Origin of the sequence: Clostridium sp. 001, from assembly GCF_019056555.1 — a bacterium.
GTDB lineage: Bacteria > Bacillota > Clostridia > Clostridiales > Clostridiaceae > Clostridium_B > Clostridium_B ragsdalei.
Window position 1 is genome coordinate 3769339 of sequence record NZ_CP020473.1, and the last position, 18491, is coordinate 3787829.

Consider the following 18491-nt stretch of genomic DNA (forward strand, 5'->3'; position numbering starts at 1 on the left):
AAAAGTTTAATAATTGACTAAATATGCATATTAGGTTATATTCTAAATGTATGTTAAAGTATCTAGAGTTCAATATTGTAACCCAATAGATTAAAAGTGTCATATCATAAATTTTATTCGGGAGTTGTATAAATGGGAAATAAAATAAAAGCAATTAAATTTGAAAGCATTGCTGAGGAAATGGGAATAGAAAAGGGAGATTGTCTTTTATCTATTAATGGAGAGAAAGTCAAGGATATTATAGATTATAAATTTTTGATAAGCGATGAGTATATTAAAGTTGAAATAGAAAAGCAAAGTGGAGAAGTGTGGGATTTAGAGATAGAAAAGGAATATGATGAAGAACTGGGATTGGAATTTGAGGAACCTATTATTGATAAACCTAAAAGTTGCCATAATAAATGCATATTTTGTTTTATAGATCAGATGCCAAAAGGAATGAGAGATACCCTTTATTTTAAAGATGATGACTCAAGATTGGCATTCCTTCAAGGAAACTTTGTGACACTTACTAATATGAATGATGAGGACATAGATAGAATAATTAAATATAGGATAAGTCCTATAAATGTATCTGTACATACTACTAATCCAGATCTTAGAATTAAAATGATAAATAACAAATTTGCTGGCAATATATATACATTATTAAAAAGACTTACCCAAAATGGTATAAAAATAAATTGTCAGATAGTATTATGTCCGGGTATAAATGATGGAGCAGAATTTAAAAGAACTGTAGAGGATTTGTATAGATTATATCCTGGAGTCACAAATGCGGCAGTAGTTCCTGTGGGAATTACAAAGTACAGGCAGAACCTTTTTAAATTATCTAGATACGATAAAAATTCTGCATCTAACCAATTAAAGATTGCAGAAGAATTGCAGCGTAAATATATAGAAGAAATAGGAGTTCCTTTTGTAAGATTATCTGATGAATTTTATCTTGTTTCTGAAACTGAGATTCCAAACTCTGATTTTTATGAAAATTACAGCCAGTTGGAAGATGGTGTGGGCATGGTAAGACTTTTTAGGGATAATATCTCAAGTCATCTTAAAAGTTTAAATAAAGGTGCACGAGGGTCGTTTACATTTTTAACTGGGGAGTTAGCCTATAATGAAATAAAAGATGCAGCAGAAAAAATAATGGAAAACAGTCCAGATATAATAATTGATGTAAAAAAAATAATAAATAATTTTTTTGGCCATACTATAACTGTGTCTGGGCTTATTACGGCAAGAGATATAATGGAACAATTAGAATATAAGACATTAGGAAAAAACATAGTAATACCAGAATGTATGCTTAGAAAAGGATATGAACTTTCAAATTCAGATAAAAGGGTGTTTTTAGATGATATAACTTTAGATGAATTAGAAAAAACTTTAAGTAGAAACATACTGGTATGTGATTATACAGGAAATGATTTAATACAGATTATAAATGAAAACAGTGAGGTGGAATAACTAATGGGAAAACCAATAGTTGCTATAGTAGGAAGGCCTAATGTAGGTAAGTCTACGTTATTTAACAAATTAGCAGGAAAGAGAATATCTATAGTGGAAGATACACCTGGAGTTACAAGAGACAGGGTGTATGCTGAAGCAGAATGGTTAAAATACAATTTTACCATAATTGATACAGGTGGAATTGAACCTGAAAGCACTGATGTAATAATTTCTCAAATGAGAAGGCAGGCTCAGGTAGCAGTAGAAACTGCAGATACAATAATATTTATAGTAGATGGAAAAGAAGGAGTTACTGCAGCAGATAGAGAAGTAGCCCAAATGCTTAGAAAAAGTAAAAAACCGGTTGTACTTGTTGTGAATAAAATAGATAATATAAATCAAAATGATTATGTTTACGAATTTTATAACTTAGGTATAGGAGAACCTATGGCTATATCTGCATCACAGGCATTAGGACTTGGAGATATGCTGGATAAAGTAGTGGAAAACTTTAAAGATGATGAAGATGATGATATAGACAGTGAGTATATAAAAATAGCTTTTATAGGAAAGCCAAATGTAGGAAAATCATCTCTTATAAATAAATTATTAGGGGAAGAAAGAGTTATTGTAAGTGATATTCCTGGAACCACAAGGGATGCTATAGATAGTTACCTGGAAACGGACTATGGTAAGCTTTTACTTATAGATACTGCAGGTCTTAGAAAAAAGAGTAAGGTTAAAGAGGAAATAGAGAGATATAGTGTAATAAGAACTTACACTGCAATAGAGAGGGCAGATGTGTGTGTGCTTATATTGGATGCAGTTCACAGTATAAGTGAGCAGGATGAAAAGATAATAGGCTATGCTCATGAATTAAGTAAATCTATTATGGTTATAATTAACAAATGGGACTTAATAGATAAGGATACAAAAACAGTTAACAAATATAAGACGGAAATAGGAACAAGTCTTTCTTTTATGCCATATGCTCCTTATTTATTTATATCTGCAAAAACAGGACAGAGAGTAAATAAGGTTTTACAACTTATAAAAGAATGTTATGATAATTATTGTAAGAAGATAAAAACAGGAGTGTTAAATGACATAATAAGTAAAGCAGTTATGATGAAAGAACCTCCTGTTATATTGGGTAAGAGATTAAAAATTTACTATGTAACTCAAATAGGAAATAAACCTCCTACTTTTGTATTTTTCGTAAATGACCCTAGCTGTGTTCATTTTTCTTATAGAAGGTATATCGAAAATCAATTGAGAAATAACTTCGACTTTACGGGAACAGGGATAAAGTTAGAGTTTAGGGAAAGGAAGGAATAATTGTGTATTCATCTGTATCTTTTTTGGGAGGGGGAAGTTTTGGAACGGCCCTCTCAGTTATACTTGCAAAAAAAGGTGTAAAGGTAAACTTGTGGGATAGAAATGAAAGTATAGTTGAAGATATAAATGTAAAGAAAGAAAATATAAGGTATTTGCACGGCGTAGTTATTCCACAAGATGTAAAGGCATCTAATGATGCAAAGGATGTAATTGAAAAAGGAGAAGTCTTGGTGTTGTCAGTGCCATCCCAGGCAGTAAGAGAGGTTTTGATAAATTTTAAAAACTTTATAAGGGAAGATCAAATAATTGTAAACATAGCTAAAGGTATAGAAGAAAAAAGTGGAAAGAGGCTTTCTAAAGTTATACAGGAAGAATTACCTTTAAATAAGGTAGTGGTACTTTCAGGACCAAGCCATGCGGAAGAAGTTGCTAGAGATATACCAACTACAGTAGCTGTATCTTCAGAAAATATGGAATATGCGAAAAAAATTCAAGATTTGTTTATGACAAATAAGTTTAGGATATATACAAATGAAGACATTATAGGAGTGGAAATTGGGGGAGCAGTTAAAAATGTAATTGCACTTGCCTGTGGAATTTCAGATGGTATAGGTTATGGCGATAATTCAAAGGCAGCTCTCATGACTAGGGGAATTGCTGAGATAGTAAGGATTGGTGAAAAATTAGGAGGCAGAAGGGAAACCTTCTCGGGACTTACAGGTATAGGTGATCTTATAGTTACTTGCACAAGTGTTCATAGTAGAAATCGAAGGGCAGGTATACTTATAGGACAGGGAATTCCTGTAAATAAAGCAGTAGAAGAAGTAGGAATGGTAGTAGAAGGTATAAAAGCTTGCAGAGCTTTTTATGAATTAAAAGAAAAATTAAATGTGCAGATGCCTATAACGGAGGCACTTTACAGTATATTGTTTCAAGGAAAAGAGCCTAAGTATACCGTATATGAGCTTATGACCAGAGCAAAAAAGGATGAAGTGCATTAATCAATAATATTAGTAATAAAATATGCCCTATAAAAATATATATATACTGATAATATTAGATTATTGGAGGGTATATTTTGGAAAATTTTGATATATACAAAGATATTGCAGACAGAACTCAGGGGGATATATATGTAGGTGTTGTGGGACCTGTAAGAACTGGAAAATCAACTTTTATAAAGAGATTTATGGAAATAATGGTTCTTCCTAACATAGACAATTCCTATAAAAAACAGAGAGCTAAAGATGAGCTTCCACAAAGCTCCTCAGGAAAATCTATTCACACTACAGAACCTAAATTTGTACCAAATGAGGCTATAGAGATAAATTTAAACGAAGGAACTAAATTTAAAGTTAGAATGGTAGATTGTGTTGGGTATATAGTTAAAAGTGCAGCTGGATATATGGAAGGTGAAGAGGCTAAAATGGTTACTACTCCATGGTATGACTATGAAATTCCTTTTGAAGAAGCAGCTGAAATAGGAACAAAAAAAGTAATAAACGAACATTCTACCATAGGACTTTTGGTTACTACAGATGGTTCTATAACGGATATAGAGAGAGGAGATTACGTTGAAGCAGAGGAAAGAGTGGTTAATGAACTAAAATCCATCAATAAACCATTTATAATGGTGTTAAATTCTCAGCATCCTTTTGATCCTGATACGGTAGCCTTGAAAAAAGAGTTAGAAGGTAAATATGATGTGCCTGTCCAAACTATGGATGTACTTAATATGAAAGAGGACGACATAACAAATGTATTTCAAAGAGTACTTAAAGAATTCCCTATTAAAGAGATAAATATTGATATGCCGGAATGGATAGAAAAAATGGATCCGTCACATTGGTTGAAGTTAGATTTTATAGGCCTAGTAAAAGATATGTGTAGTAATATATACAAGGTTAGAGATATAACAAAGTCACTAGAAAGTTTTAAAGATGTAGAATTTATTGGAGAATCTATGGTAAAAGAAATAAATATGGGAGAAGGTACTGCCAGAATTGATTTAACACCTAGAAAAGACCTTTATTATAAAATATTAAGTGAGGTCTGTGAGAAAAAAATCGAAGGTGAAAGTGACTTATTAAACATAGTAAAAGAAATGCACAGTGCAAAAGTGGAGTATGATAAGATAGCAGGTGCATTAAAGGAAGTAAAGGAAACAGGTTATGGACTAGTTGCTCCACAACTTTCTGAAATGAAATTAGAAGAGCCTGAAATTGTAAAGCAGGGAAATAGATTTGGAGTAAAATTAAAGGCAAGTGCACCTTCACTCCACTTTATTAGAGCAGATATTGAAACCGAGATTTCTCCTATTATGGGTACAGAAAGAGAAAGCGAAGAGATGGTTAAATCTCTTTTGGAGCAATTTGAAAGCGACCCATCTAAAATATGGCAGAGCAATATGTTTGGAAAATCTCTAGAGATATTAGTGAAAGAGGGATTACAAAACAAGCTTTATAAAATGCCAGAAGATATTCAAATTAAAATACAAAAAACACTTCAAAAAATCATAAATGAAGGTAACGGCGGATTAATATGCATTTTACTTTAATGTTTCATCATGGGGTTTACTTTACTTAAAAGTATCTATAATGGCGTAAATTTTAACATCTGTGCTTTTAAAATTTAGGGTTTTAGATGATTTTGATATTGTCTAGAGTCCTAAATTTTTGAGTATAATTTAAAATGATATATATAGCTCAAAATAAATTTTATTGAACATTCTTCCAGGTTTGTTTGTTGGAGATATTTTATGGTATAATCATTTTAAATCTTGCTTTTAAACTTAGGTTTATGATAGATCAATTGAAATTAAAGTACTCGTAAATTTTTCTTGAAATTGCTATTAATATGTATGTATAATAAAATGTGGATTGATGAGGCTTCATGGAAGGATGAAATTATAATGATTAAAAGTATGACTGGTTTTGGAAGAGGCACTATAGAAAGTGAAAAACAAAGTTTTATAGTGGAAATAAAAAGTGTAAATCATAGATACTGTGATTTAAATATTAAAATGCCAAAAAGTCTTATGCCTCTGGAAGACAGAATGAGAAAAATTGTTCAGCAAAAAATAAACAGAGGTAAAGTAGATGTTTTTATAACTCAAATGAATTTTGAAGATCAGTCTACAAAGGCTGTATTAAATGAAGGTTTAGCTAATAGCTATGTAGAATGTTTAAATGTTATTAAGGAAAAATACAATATAAAAGACAATATATCTCTTTCACTTATTGCTAAATTTCCAGAAATTATAACTGTAAAAAAAGACGATGCTGATCTTGAAAATATATGGAAGTATTTATTAAGTGCTTTTAATGATGCATTACAAATGCTAGTGGGTATGAGAGAAAAAGAAGGGGAGAAACTAGAAAAAAATATACTTGAAAAATGCAGTTCTATTCAAACTTTACTAAATACTATAGAAAATAAATCTTTTCAAGTAGTAAAGGAATATAAAGAAAAGCTTTCAGAAAGGTTGAAGGATTTGCTGGATAAATATCCAGTAGATGAGAATAGAGTTGCAATGGAAATAGCACTATTTGCAGATAAATCTTGTATTGATGAAGAAATTGTAAGGTTAAATAGCCATATAGTACAATTTAAAGAAACCTTAACATTGAAGGAACCTGTAGGAAGAAAACTTGATTTTATATTACAGGAAATGAATAGAGAGGCAAATACAATTGCTTCTAAATCAACAAATTTGGATATAACTAAAGTTACATTGAATATAAAAAACGAAATAGAAAAAATAAGAGAGCAAATACAAAACGTGGAGTAAGATAGGAGGAAATGTATGGGTATAAAATTAATAAACATAGGATTTGGAAATATTGTTTCAGCAAATAGATTGGTGGCTATAGTAAGTCCAGAATCCGCTCCCATAAAGAGAATAATTCAGGAAGCAAGAGATAGAGGAATGCTTATAGATGCTACTTATGGAAGAAGAACAAGAGCTGTTATAATAACAGATAGTGATCATGTGATACTTTCAGCAGTTCAACCTGAAACTGTAGCACATAGATTGTCTTCCAAAGATGGTGAAGATGATATTGGTGAGGTTGAGGAATAATGTCAAGAAAAGGATTGCTAATTGTCATATCAGGACCTTCTGGAACTGGGAAAGGTACAGTTTGCAAGGCATTACTGAAAAAAAATGATTTTTGGATTTCTACTTCAGCTACTACTAGGTCTCCAAGAAAAGGGGAGGTAGATGGAGTAAATTATTATTTTTTGACTGAGGAGACTTTTAAGGATAAAATAAAAAATAAGGATTTTCTAGAGTATGCCAAAGTTTATGAAAACTATTATGGTACACCTAAGTCTCAAGTTTTGAAAGCCATAGATGAAGGAAAAGATGTAGTGCTTGAAATTGATATTCAGGGAGCCTTAAAGGTAAAAGAAAGCTATCCAGAAGGAGTGTTTATATTTATACTTCCACCTTCAATGAAGGAACTTAAAAATAGGATTGTAGGTAGGGGAAGTGAAACACCTGAGTCCTTGAATCTAAGATTTAAGTCAGCTTATAAGGAAATAAATTATGTTTCAAAATATAATTATGCAGTTATAAATGATACTGTAGACAATGCAGTGGAAAATATAGAGAGCATAATTACAGCTGAAAAATGTAGAGTAGACAGAATTAAAGATGAAATATTAAATTCTAAGGAGGGTATTTTATATGAATAATTCAATGATAAATCCATCTATTGTGGATTTACTTAAAAAGGTAGATAATAGGTATACTTTAGTTACTATAACAGCTAAAAGGGCAAGACAACTAATCCAGGATTCGGAACCACTTGTAGATGTGGATTCAACTAAACCAGTTACTATAGCTATTAATGAAATAGATCAAGATTTGATTACCTATGAAACTGTAAAAGAGGGAATTAAATAATGGTAAATGGCAAGAAAACAGTTGTCATAGGGGTAACTGGTGGAATAGCAGCTTATAAAGCACTGGATGTTATAAGTAAGTTGAAAAAAAAGGATTTTGATATAGATGTAATAATGACAAAGTCTGCTGCAAAATTTGTTACTCCCCTTACTTTCCAGACTTTAAGTCAAAATATAGTGCACACTGATATGTTTGAAGAACCACGAGCTTTTGAAATACAGCATATTTCTCTTGCAAAGAAAGCAGATTTGGTAGCAATAGTTCCTGCTACGGCTAATATAATAGGAAAGGTTTCAAATGGAGTAGCAGATGATCTTCTAACTACAACTATTATGGCAACTAAGGCTCCTGTAATTTTTGCCCCTGCCATGAATACAAATATGTATTCCAATCCAATTCTGCAGGATAATATAAACAAACTTATGAAATTTGGATATGAATTCATAAAGCCAGCTGTGGGAAGATTGGCATGTGGCGATAGTGGTGAAGGAAAACTTCCAGATGCTGATTTTATAGCTCAGGTGATTGAAAGTATGCTTTATGGCATTAAGGACTTACGTGGAAAAAAGGTTCTTGTAACTGCAGGTCCTACTATAGCAGATATAGACCCAGTAAGATATATAACAAATAGGTCTTCAGGAAAAATGGGTTATTCCATAGCTGAAGAGGCTAGGGACAGAGGTGCAGATGTAACTTTGATATCTGGACCTACAAAGCTAAGTATTCCATTTGGAATTAATTTTATAAATGTAAGGACAAATGCACAGATGTTAAAGGCTGTGCTTGATAATTTTCAAGGACAAGATATAGTAATAAAAGCTGCTGCAGTATCCGATTATAAAGCAAAAAATTATTCAAAGAGGAAGATAAAGAAAAGTGAAGATGAATTTTCATTAGATTTTATTAGTGATGTGGATATATTGAAGGAGCTTGGAAAATTAAAGAAAAACCAAATTCTAGTTGGATTTGCTGCTGAAAGCAATGATCTTTTGGAGAATGCTTCAAAGAAGCTCGAGAAAAAGAATCTTGACTATATAGTTGCCAATAATATAACGGCATCTGATTCAGGATTTGCTTCAGATGACAACAGGGTAACAATACTATCAAGGGATGGAAAAAAGGTAGATTTAAATAAGATGAGTAAGAGAGAAGTTGCTCGAAATTTATTCAATATACTATCCCAAAGGTAATTTGATTTATCTAAAATATCGGTTTAAATGTTTGAGAGGGGTTTAAATTTAAAATACCTCTCTTATTTAATGTTTATATAAAGGGTGATTTAGTGTATACATATGCAGGTATAATTGTAAACAATAGTTCTGTAAAATTAGATAAAATTTTTACCTATAAAATACCAGACAAGTTAAGTGGAAAAATTAGTATAGGTTCTAGAGTAAAAATACCTTTTGGTATGGGAAACAATAAATTAGATGGATTTGTAGTTAGATTGTATGAAGATGATATAGAAAATAGGAAGATTAAAGAAATAAGTGATATATGTGAAGAATTTCCGCTTTTTACAAAGGAAGATCTGATTCTTATAGAAAAAATGAGAGAAGTATACTTGTGTACATATCTAGAATGTATAAAGGTATTTATTCCAAGGGGAATATTTAAAGGAATGAAAAAGAAAAAGGAAAACCTGATTCATATTGGTAAAGATTTAGAAGGAAACTTTAATAAGGAACCCTACATAGATATATATAAAGTAGTAAAAGAAAACAATGGAGTATACACTAAGAATTATATAAGCAAAAATTATAAATTATCCCTATCATCTATAAATACTATGATAAAACATGGATTCCTTGTGATTAGTGAGAAAACTGTAGATAGGTATGATGTAAGACAATATAATACGTATTCTAGAAAAGTACTGAATAGTGAGCAGCAGTATGCAGTAGACAATATAATAAACTCAGATAAAAACATATTTTTGATTCATGGAGTAACAGGTAGTGGTAAAACTGAGATTTACATGCATCTTGTTGAAAAGGCTATGGATAAAGGCAAAGAATCTATAATACTGGTGCCGGAAATTGCACTTACTCCACAGATGGTTGAAAGATTTAAAGGAAGATTCGGAAAAAATATAAGTGTATTTCATAGCAAGTTATCAGATGGGGAAAGATATGATGAATGGATGAGGGTAAAGCTTGGTAAGGTGAAAGTTGCAATTGGTGCAAGATCTGCGGTATTCCTTCCATTTAATAACTTAGGACTTATAATAATAGACGAAGAACATGAGTGGAGCTACAAATCAGATAGTAATCCAAAGTATAATGCTAGAGAAATTGGACAGATGAAATGTAAACAATACAATTGTAAAATGATACTTGGTTCAGCCACACCTTCTATAGAAACGTATTATAAATGTAAGACTGGTGAAATTGAACTTATAGATATAAAAAACAGGGCAGATGGTGCACTTATGCCAGAAGTTGAAATTGTAGACATGAGACAGGAACTTATAAATAACAATAAATCTATATTCAGTAGGGAACTTTATCAATATATTTGTAATAGACTTTCAAAGGGCGAACAGATAATATTGTTTTTAAATAGGAGAGGCTATTCCACTTTTGTTTCTTGCAGAAAATGTGGTTATGTATTTAAATGCAATAATTGTGATATATCCTATACTTATCACCAGAATCAAAGAAAACTCGTTTGTCATTATTGCGGAAGCAAGATAGAAGTACCTAAAGTTTGTCCTAAATGTGGTAGTAAATATGTTAAATATTTTGGTGTGGGAACAGAAAAGGTGGAAAACCAGATAAAAGCTTATTTTCCTAAAGCAAGAACACTTAGAATGGATTTTGATACTACAAGAAGTAAAAATTCTTATGAAAATATCTATAATACTTTTAAACAGGGAAAAGCAGACATACTTATAGGGACTCAAATGGTAGCAAAAGGTTTGGATTTTAAAAATGTAACCTTAGTAGGTGTAGTGGCTGCAGACTTATCCCTTAATTTGCCGGACTTTAAATCTACAGAGAGGACATATGAACTTATAACCCAAGTTTCAGGAAGAGCAGGTAGAGGAGAAAAGCCTGGAAAAGTAATTATTCAAACCTATAATCCTGAAAATTACAGCATAAGATATGCAGCTAAAAATGATTACAGTAGTTTTTATAGGGAAGAAATTGGAATAAGGGAAAATATGAGTTATCCCCCATTTGCAGATATACTTCTTATAAATATGAATAGTAAAAATGAAAATGTATTAATAAAAAATATACAAAATGTTGGTATATTCTTAAAAAAATTTCTTGAAAAAGATGATAAAATTAAAATATTAGGACCATGTCCCTGTCAAATATCTAAAATAAAGGAATTGTATAGGTGGCAGATAATATTAAAAGGAAAAATAACCATAAATATTGCACAAAATGTTAAAAAAGTAGTTTATGATTTATTGAAAGATGTTTATAATGATATAAGAGTTAGTATAGATAGAAATCCTAACAGTATGTTGTAAGATATATTAATTTAGATGCAATTATAAAGATAAAACAGGGAGGAGTTGAATAAGCCGTAAAAAATCTATCAATATATATTAGATTTCATTGAAACGGCGAATAATATGGCTTTGAGAAATGTCAGAAAATATGGAGATAGTATATTAAGAAAAAAAAGTAGGAAAGTAGAGGAAATAAATGAAAGAATCCATGTACTGTTAGATGACATGGAGGAAACCCTTTATGAAGAAGATGGTGTAGGACTTGCAGCACCACAAGTGGGTGTTTTAAAGAGAGTTATAGTTATAGATGTTGGAGAAGGAATTTTAAAGCTAGTGAATCCAGAAATTACATATTCTGAGGGTAAAGCCGTAGATATAGAAGGATGCCTGAGTATACCAGGAAGTGAAGGAGAGGTTGAAAGGCCAAAGAAAGTAAAGGTAAAAGCATTAAATGAGAAAGGTGAAGAGATTATAATAGAAGGTGAGGATCTGCTTGCCAGAGCACTTTGCCATGAAATAGACCATTTAAATGGCATACTCTTCATAGATAAAATCATAAAAAAAGGTGAGGTAACGAAGCAATGAATATAGTTTTTATGGGAACACCTGAATTTTCAGTGCCATCTTTAAAAAGACTAATAGAGGAATTTAATGTTGAAGCTGTATTTACTCAACCGGATAAGCCAAAGGGGAGAGGTAAAAAGCTATCTTTTTCCGAAGTTAAAGAAGAGGCTCTTAAACACGATATTCCAATATACCAACCTCTTAAGTTAAAAGATGATGCAGAGGCAATTTCTGCTTTAACGAAAATAAGGCCAGATTTCATAGTGGTGGTTGCCTATGGACAGATACTTACAAAACAAGTGCTGGATATACCTAAGTATGGATGCATAAATCTTCATGCTTCGCTTTTACCTAAATATAGGGGGGCAGCACCTATAAATTGGTGCATTATAAATGGAGAAAGTGAAAGTGGAAATACTACTATGTTTATGGATGCAGGGCTTGATACAGGAGATATGCTTTTAAGCAGCAGTGTTAAAATCGCAGACAATATGACAGCGGGTGAACTCCACGATGTGCTTATGGAAGATGGAGCAGAGCTATTGGTGAAAACATTAAAGGGACTGGAAAAAGGCGATATTGTAAGAAAAAAGCAGGGAGAAACTACAACTGAATATGCTGGAATGTTGAGCAAGAGTATGGCAAAGATAGATTGGAATTTAAACTGCAAAAATATAAAAAACATTGTGAGAGGTTTAAATCCATGGCCTATTGCATATACTCAATATAAGAATGATAATATGAAGATATATGAGGCAGAATGCTTAAATGAAAGTTATGATAAAGAACCAGGATGTATAATAGATGTGTCTAAAGAGGGTATTAAAGTTGCCTGTGGTAGTGGCACTATACTCATAAAGAAAATACAATTTCCTGGAAGAAAACCTATGAATGTAAGTGAATATATAAAGGGACATTCTATAGAAAAAAACATTGTATTAAAAAAGTAATTTGTGGAGGTGGTTAACCTATGTTTTTCTTTGACAGCAGTTTTATTATACTTATTCCTGCGATTTTAATAGCAGTTTGGGCGCAGTATAAAGTATCGGCCACTTTTAATAAATATTCAAGATATAGAAGTCAAAATGGATATACAGGTGCCCAGGTAGCCAGAATGCTATTAGATGGTAGTGGTTTATATGATGTACCAGTAGAATTAATACCAGGAAAACTCAGTGATCACTATGATCCTTCAAAAAGAGTTATGAGACTTTCAGAAGAAGTTTATTATGGAAATTCTGTGGCGTCAATAGGAGTTGCAGCTCATGAAACAGGGCACGCAATTCAGCACAAAAACGGGTATGTACCACTTATTATAAGAAACTCTATTGTACCGGCAGTTAACTTTGGTTCTAGTGCATCCTGGATACTATTTTTAGCAGGAATTATTTTAGGAATTAAGGGACTTGTGAATATAGGTATAATTTTATTTACTTTAGTAGTTTTGTTTCAGATAATAACTCTTCCAGTAGAATTCAATGCGTCAAGTAGAGCATTGAAAATATTAGAGAGAAGAAATATATTATATTCTGATGAGTTAGTTGGAGCTAGATCTGTTTTAAGTGCTGCTGCAATGACTTATGTAGCTGCAGCATTAACGGCTATAGCTAACTTATTAAGACTTATATATATAAGTAGGGACAGAGATTAAAAATATATATTTTAGGCATTTTGAAGAAAATAGGCTAGCATACTGACTGGTTATTTCTTTTAAAATGCCTTAAGTTAGAGGTAAAAAGATGAATGGAGCAAGAAGTACAGCTGTAGAAATACTTAATGAAGTATTGGGAAATAATGCATATTCTAATAAAATTTTAAATACGTATTTAAATAAGAATAATTTAAACAAAAAGGATAGGGGTTTAGTTACTGAAATAGTATATGGTACTTTAAAATATATGTATACTATTGACACTATACTAGGTGATTTTATAAAAAGCAATTTAAAGAAGATGAATATAGATATAGTAAATATACTGAGAATTTCTATATATCAACTCAGATATTTAGATAAAATACCTGAATTTGCAGTAGTGAATGAAGCTGTAGAACTTTCAAAAAAAAAGTCAAAGGGGCTCTCAAAATTAGTCAATGGAGTCCTAAGAAATTACTTAAGAAATAAGGATAATTTGCACTGTGAACATAAGGACAAAAAAATAGATAACCTGTGTTTTAAATATTCCTTTCCAAGATGGATGACTTTGCTTTTTATTCATCAATATGGAGAAGTTGTAGGTGAGAGTATATTACAAGCACTTAATTACGTACCTAAAGTTACAGTTAGGGTTAATGGATTAAAAATTGATTATAAAAGTGTTTGGGATGAACTTTTAAAAAATGGATATGACATAGAAAAAGGTGAAATATGTAAGGAAGCTGTAGTAATAAATAGAGGCAGCAATATAGAGAAAAATCCACTTTTTAAAAAAGGATATATAACAGCACAGGATGAAAGTGCCATGCTTGTAGCACATATTGTAGAACCAAAAGAAAATATGACCGTACTTGATATGTGCAGTGCACCTGGAGGAAAGTCCTGTCATATGGCAGAACTTATGAAAAATACAGGAGTGATATATGCCTATGATTTACATGAGAATAAATTAAGATTTGTAGAAGAAAATGCAAATAGAATGGATATTAAAAACATAAGGTGTAATAAGTTAGATGCGGAAAAATATGTAGAACAGTTTGAAGCTACAGCAGATAGAGTGCTAATAGATGTGCCATGTTCAGGACTAGGAATAGTAAGAAAAAAACCTGAAATTAAATGGAATAAAAGTAGGAAGTCTTTAAATAGCCTTATAAATGTGCAGAGAAAAATCATGTTAAATGCTTCAAGATATGTAAAAGATGGTGGAAAACTTATATATTCTACTTGTACCTTAAATAAAAGTGAAAATGAAGATAACATAAATTGGTTTATTAGAGAAAATCCCCAGTATAAACTAGAAAAAATTTATTGTGGTGATTTTGACAACATAATTTATCATAAAGAGGGATATATAACTATATTGCCCGATGATAATATGGATGGATTTTTTATTGCAAAAATGATAAAACATAGGTAGGTGCAATATATGGATAATATTCTTGACTTTGATATGGAAGAATTGAAAAGTTGGATGAATGACAATTGTGAAAGTGAATTCAGAGCAAAACAGATAATGGACTGGATATATAAAAATGGTCAATGCGATTTTGACAATATGACCAATATACCTAAGAAGTTACTAGAAAAGTTAAAAACAAATTTTTACATAGGTACTACTGAATTAGTTAAAAAATGTGAGTCAAAATTTAAAGATACTTTTAAATTTTTATATGAATATAAAGATGGAAATATGGTGGAAACTGTAGTTATGAAATATAAACATGGTAATTCCATATGTATTTCAACTCAAGTAGGATGTAGAATGGGATGTAAGTTTTGTGCATCTACAATAGATGGAATGGTTAGGAACTTGACAGCAGGAGAAATGTTAGGCCAAATTTTAAAATCCCAGAATGAAGTAGGAGAGAGAATATCCAATATAGTTCTTATGGGAAGTGGGGAACCCCTAGATAATTATGAAAATGTGTTAAAATTTTTAAAAATAGTAAATTCTGAATACAGTTTCAACATAGGCCAGAGACATATAACTTTGTCAACTTGTGGCATAGTACCTAAGATAAGGAATTTAGCAGATAGGGACCTTCAAATAACTTTGGCTATATCACTGCATGCTCCAAATGATGTTATGAGAAAAAAAATAATGCCTATTGCAAATAAATATTCCATAAAAGATATAATAGATGCATGTAAGTATTATATAGAGAAGACGGGTAGAAGGGTATCTTTTGAATACGCTTTGGTAAGTGGAGTAAATGACAGTTTAGAATGTTGTGATGAATTAACTGAACTTATAAGTGGATTATTGTGCCATGTTAATTTAATACCAGTCAATGAAGTTAAGGAAAATAACTTAAAAAAATCTTCTTCTGATGATGTAAAGAAATTTTACCATAGGTTGATTAAGAATAAAATAGAGACTACTATAAGAAGAGAAATGGGTTCAGACATAGACGCTGCTTGCGGACAATTGAGGAGAAGTTATTTAGAATCGAAAAAGTTATAGAGAGGGTGTAGAAAATGGTGGGGATCTTATCAGATGTAGGTAAGGTAAGAAAGCTAAATGAAGATTTTGTAGATTTCTATAATGGTAAAAATTTTAACTTATATGTAATAGCAGATGGAATGGGTGGACACAATGCAGGAGAGGTAGCTAGCAAAATTGCTGTGGAAACAACCATTTCTTACATGAAATCAAATGAAACATCAAATATGGAGGAAGACTTATTAAAAGCTGTAAGTGTAGCAAATGATAAAATTTATGAACTTTCTATTAGCCACAGTCAATTTGGTGGAATGGGGACAACTATAACAGTCTGCCTTGTAAAAGATAAAGATATGATAGTAGCAAATGTAGGGGATAGTAGTTGCTATGTTGTAAAATATGATGGTATAACAAAAGTGACTAAAGATCACTCTTTAGTACAACAACTGGTGGATGAAGGTAGTATAACTGAAGAAGAAGCTGCAATTCATCCTAATAAAAATATAATAACAAGAGCGCTTGGAACTAATAAGTCTGTAAAAGTAGATATATTTAAAGTAAATTTAGAAGATGTAAATAGGGTAATAATGTGCACTGACGGGCTATCTAATGGAGTAAATATGAACGAAATGTATGATATAATAATGAATAACAATAACGAAGATGCTTGCAAGCAGCTAATAGAACTAAGTAAACTTAGAGGTGGAAAGGATAATATATCAGTTATTGTATTTGAAGGAGAGTGTAAAAAATGATAGGGACTATGCTAGGGAATAGATATGAGTTGCTTGAAAAAATAGGAGAGGGAGGTATGGCTATTGTTTATAGAGCCAAAGACCACCTCTTGAGCAGAAACGTAGCTGTTAAAATTCTCAAAGAAGAATTTTCAAGTGACGGAGAATTTGTAGAGAAATTTAAAAGGGAAGCAGCAGCAGCAGCAAGTCTTTCAGATAATAATATAGTGAACATATATGATGTAGGTACACAGAAGGATATAAACTACATAGTAATGGAATGTGTTATTGGAAAGACTTTAAAACAAGTAATAAAAGAAGACAAGAAAATACCTCCTGCAAGGGCAGTAGAAGTAGCTATTCAAATAGCTAAAGCTTTGAAATGTGCCCATAAGAATAATATTATACATAGAGATATAAAACCTCATAATATTCTTGTGACAGAAGATGGTATAGTAAAAGTAACGGACTTTGGTATAGCCAAAGCCTCGGATTCAGTTACAATAACTAATTCTAATAAGATAATGGGTTCTGCACACTACTTTTCCCCAGAACAAGCAAAAGGAAGCTTTGTAGACTTTAGAACAGATATTTACTCCCTTGGCATAGTTATGTATGAAATGGTTACAGGACGTGTTCCCTATGATGCAGAAAGTCCTGTGTCGATAGCACTAAAACATATACAAGAACCTGTAGTTCCACCAAATCAGTTAAATGAAAATATACCAGATAGTTTAAATAGACTTATTCTGAAAGCTGTGGAGAAAGAGCCTATAAGAAGATATCAGACGATGGAAGATATGTTAGTGGACTTGAAAAAGATAGAAAATAATGAAAAAATCAATTTGGAAGATGATGACTTAAGTGGTGATATGACTAGGATAATGGATCCTGTAGATGTAAATAATGCTTATAAAAATGAGGACGATTATGATGAAGAAGTAGAGCCAGCAAGAAGACCAGTTAAATTAAACTTGGATCCTAAAAAGAAAAAAAGAATATTGACAACTGCAATAGGTGTTCTTGTAGTTGTAATAGGTATAATTTCAGGCTATATTTGGTATAACAAGGTATATAGCAGCGGAGACATAACTGTGCCGAGTATTGTAGGCATGAAACAGGATGATGCCAAACAGTTAGTAGAAAGCAAAAAGCTTAATTTTGTAGTAGGAGGCAAAGAAAAAAGTGACAAACCAGAAGGAACAGTAATAGAATGTTTTCCTAAATCAGGAACAAAGGTAAAAGCAAACTCAGATGTAAGGGTAATTATAAGCACTGGATCTGATTCACTGACTGTTCCAAATTTAGTTGGAGTAGATTTTGCAACTGCAAAGGATATTATATCAAATAGTGGACTCACTTTAGGAACAGTATCTTATAGGCACAGTGAGGATGTAGCAGAAGGAGACGTTATAAGCCAAGATCCTACAGCAGATAGCAAAGCTCAAAATGGTACAAAAGTAAATCTTGTGGTAAGCAAGGGAGCAGATGCAAAATATGTAACGGTACCAGATGTTTCAGGCAAAAACATAGAAGAAGCAGCTTCTATAATGGCAGGTTCAGGACTTAAGGTTTCTAAAAATCCAGTAGTTACTTCAGATAAATCTCAGAGTGGAGTTGTAACAAGTCAAAGCATAGGAGGATCACAGCAAGTTAAAGAAGGCACTACGGTAAGCTTAACTTATTATGAATATAAAGAAACTCAAAATGATCAAAGCAGTAATTTAGGGAATCAAAGTGGAGGAAAAAACACTGGAAGTAACGGACAAAGTAAGGATGTAAGCGGAACAGGCAGCGGAAGCGGGTCTAGCGGAAGTAAATCCGATAGTGGAAGCGGCACAGGTAGTTCTTCTTCTGATGGAGGTACAGGAAGCAGCGGAAATACAAGTACGGGTGGTACAGGAAATTCAGATAAAACAAATTAGGAGGAATTT

The 18491-nt window shown here is 31.8% G+C and carries 17 protein-coding genes; all 17 read left to right on the plus strand.

From position 1 onward, the window contains the following. Positions 1 to 132 precede the first annotated feature (132 nt). The 17 genes from B5S50_RS17690 (at position 133) to pknB (ending at position 18482) form a co-directional block, all read left to right on the plus strand. Positions 133 to 1467 carry a DUF512 domain-containing protein gene (locus B5S50_RS17690; RefSeq protein WP_065077486.1) on the plus strand — a complete coding sequence of 445 codons (1335 nt, stop codon included), beginning with the start codon at positions 133 to 135 and terminating at the stop codon, positions 1465 to 1467. Positions 1468 to 1470: 3 nt separating this feature from the next. Continuing rightward, positions 1471 to 2787, plus strand: a complete 1317-nt coding sequence (gene der / locus B5S50_RS17695; RefSeq protein WP_217302455.1) for a ribosome biogenesis GTPase Der — start codon at positions 1471 to 1473, stop codon at positions 2785 to 2787. 2 nt (positions 2788 to 2789) lie between these two features. Continuing rightward, positions 2790 to 3788, plus strand: a complete 999-nt coding sequence (locus B5S50_RS17700; RefSeq protein ID WP_065077484.1) for an NAD(P)H-dependent glycerol-3-phosphate dehydrogenase — start codon at positions 2790 to 2792, stop codon at positions 3786 to 3788. Between the two features lie 77 nt (positions 3789 to 3865). After that, complete coding sequence (spoIVA, locus tag B5S50_RS17705; protein ID WP_065077483.1) at positions 3866 to 5344, plus strand: stage IV sporulation protein A; 1479 nt, start codon at positions 3866 to 3868, stop codon at positions 5342 to 5344. A gap of 354 nt (positions 5345 to 5698) precedes the next feature. Beyond that, the gene (locus B5S50_RS17710; protein ID WP_065077482.1) at positions 5699 to 6577 is read left to right on the plus strand and encodes a YicC/YloC family endoribonuclease; all 879 of its coding nucleotides are present in this window, start codon (positions 5699 to 5701) and stop codon (positions 6575 to 6577) included. Positions 6578 to 6592: 15 nt separating this feature from the next. Next, complete coding sequence (gene remA, locus B5S50_RS17715) at positions 6593 to 6868, plus strand: extracellular matrix/biofilm regulator RemA (RefSeq protein WP_013237916.1); 276 nt, start codon at positions 6593 to 6595, stop codon at positions 6866 to 6868. Further along, positions 6868 to 7485 carry a guanylate kinase gene (gene gmk, locus B5S50_RS17720; RefSeq protein ID WP_065077481.1) on the plus strand — a complete coding sequence of 206 codons (618 nt, stop codon included), beginning with the start codon at positions 6868 to 6870 and terminating at the stop codon, positions 7483 to 7485. Before remA ends, gmk begins: the two co-directional genes overlap by 1 nt. Then, entirely contained in the window at positions 7478 to 7696 is a 219-nt protein-coding gene (rpoZ, locus tag B5S50_RS17725) for a DNA-directed RNA polymerase subunit omega (protein WP_013237918.1), read from the plus strand. The genes gmk and rpoZ overlap by 8 nt, the downstream gene beginning before the upstream one ends. After that, positions 7696 to 8886, plus strand: a complete 1191-nt coding sequence (gene coaBC / locus B5S50_RS17730) for a bifunctional phosphopantothenoylcysteine decarboxylase/phosphopantothenate--cysteine ligase CoaBC (protein ID WP_065077480.1) — start codon at positions 7696 to 7698, stop codon at positions 8884 to 8886. Before rpoZ ends, coaBC begins: the two co-directional genes overlap by 1 nt. 92 nt (positions 8887 to 8978) lie before the next feature. Next, the gene (priA, locus tag B5S50_RS17735; RefSeq protein ID WP_065077479.1) at positions 8979 to 11180 is read left to right on the plus strand and encodes a primosomal protein N'; all 2202 of its coding nucleotides are present in this window, start codon (positions 8979 to 8981) and stop codon (positions 11178 to 11180) included. 105 nt (positions 11181 to 11285) lie between these two features. Then, positions 11286 to 11747 carry a peptide deformylase gene (gene def / locus B5S50_RS17740; RefSeq protein ID WP_065077478.1) on the plus strand — a complete coding sequence of 154 codons (462 nt, stop codon included), beginning with the start codon at positions 11286 to 11288 and terminating at the stop codon, positions 11745 to 11747. Continuing rightward, entirely contained in the window at positions 11744 to 12676 is a 933-nt protein-coding gene (gene fmt / locus B5S50_RS17745) for a methionyl-tRNA formyltransferase (protein ID WP_065077477.1), read from the plus strand. The genes def and fmt overlap by 4 nt, the downstream gene beginning before the upstream one ends. A gap of 20 nt (positions 12677 to 12696) precedes the next feature. Further along, the gene (locus B5S50_RS17750; protein WP_065077476.1) at positions 12697 to 13377 is read left to right on the plus strand and encodes a zinc metallopeptidase; all 681 of its coding nucleotides are present in this window, start codon (positions 12697 to 12699) and stop codon (positions 13375 to 13377) included. Between the two features lie 88 nt (positions 13378 to 13465). After that, positions 13466 to 14797 carry a 16S rRNA (cytosine(967)-C(5))-methyltransferase RsmB gene (gene rsmB, locus B5S50_RS17755; protein WP_065077475.1) on the plus strand — a complete coding sequence of 444 codons (1332 nt, stop codon included), beginning with the start codon at positions 13466 to 13468 and terminating at the stop codon, positions 14795 to 14797. A 9-nt stretch (positions 14798 to 14806) separates the two neighbouring features. Then, positions 14807 to 15844, plus strand: coding sequence for a 23S rRNA (adenine(2503)-C(2))-methyltransferase RlmN (gene rlmN / locus B5S50_RS17760; RefSeq protein WP_217302456.1), 1038 nt, complete (start codon positions 14807 to 14809; stop codon positions 15842 to 15844). Between the two features lie 14 nt (positions 15845 to 15858). Continuing rightward, positions 15859 to 16578 (plus strand): Stp1/IreP family PP2C-type Ser/Thr phosphatase, encoded by a 720-nt coding sequence (locus B5S50_RS17765; RefSeq protein WP_065077473.1) that lies wholly within the window; start codon positions 15859 to 15861, stop codon positions 16576 to 16578. After that, entirely contained in the window at positions 16575 to 18482 is a 1908-nt protein-coding gene (pknB, locus tag B5S50_RS17770; protein ID WP_065077472.1) for a Stk1 family PASTA domain-containing Ser/Thr kinase, read from the plus strand. The genes B5S50_RS17765 and pknB overlap by 4 nt, the downstream gene beginning before the upstream one ends. Positions 18483 to 18491 lie beyond the last annotated feature (9 nt).

What these genes read in the sequence shown, in the direction of transcription:
- B5S50_RS17690 (WP_065077486.1), top strand. Translation starts at nt 133, where the DNA reads ATGGGAAATAAAATAAAAGCAATTAAATTTGAAAGCATTGCTGAGGAA.
- der (WP_217302455.1), top strand. Translation starts at nt 1,471, where the DNA reads ATGGGAAAACCAATAGTTGCTATAGTAGGAAGGCCTAATGTAGGTAAG.
- B5S50_RS17710 (WP_065077482.1), top strand. Translation starts at nt 5,699, where the DNA reads ATGATTAAAAGTATGACTGGTTTTGGAAGAGGCACTATAGAAAGTGAA.
- remA (WP_013237916.1), top strand. Translation starts at nt 6,593, where the DNA reads ATGGGTATAAAATTAATAAACATAGGATTTGGAAATATTGTTTCAGCA.
- gmk (WP_065077481.1), top strand. Translation starts at nt 6,868, where the DNA reads ATGTCAAGAAAAGGATTGCTAATTGTCATATCAGGACCTTCTGGAACT.
- rpoZ (WP_013237918.1), top strand. Translation starts at nt 7,478, where the DNA reads ATGAATAATTCAATGATAAATCCATCTATTGTGGATTTACTTAAAAAG.
- coaBC (WP_065077480.1), top strand. Translation starts at nt 7,696, where the DNA reads ATGGTAAATGGCAAGAAAACAGTTGTCATAGGGGTAACTGGTGGAATA.
- def (WP_065077478.1), top strand. Translation starts at nt 11,286, where the DNA reads ATGGCTTTGAGAAATGTCAGAAAATATGGAGATAGTATATTAAGAAAA.
- fmt (WP_065077477.1), top strand. Translation starts at nt 11,744, where the DNA reads ATGAATATAGTTTTTATGGGAACACCTGAATTTTCAGTGCCATCTTTA.
- B5S50_RS17750 (WP_065077476.1), top strand. Translation starts at nt 12,697, where the DNA reads ATGTTTTTCTTTGACAGCAGTTTTATTATACTTATTCCTGCGATTTTA.
- rsmB (WP_065077475.1), top strand. Translation starts at nt 13,466, where the DNA reads ATGAATGGAGCAAGAAGTACAGCTGTAGAAATACTTAATGAAGTATTG.
- rlmN (WP_217302456.1), top strand. Translation starts at nt 14,807, where the DNA reads ATGGATAATATTCTTGACTTTGATATGGAAGAATTGAAAAGTTGGATG.
- B5S50_RS17765 (WP_065077473.1), top strand. Translation starts at nt 15,859, where the DNA reads ATGGTGGGGATCTTATCAGATGTAGGTAAGGTAAGAAAGCTAAATGAA.
- pknB (WP_065077472.1), top strand. Translation starts at nt 16,575, where the DNA reads ATGATAGGGACTATGCTAGGGAATAGATATGAGTTGCTTGAAAAAATA.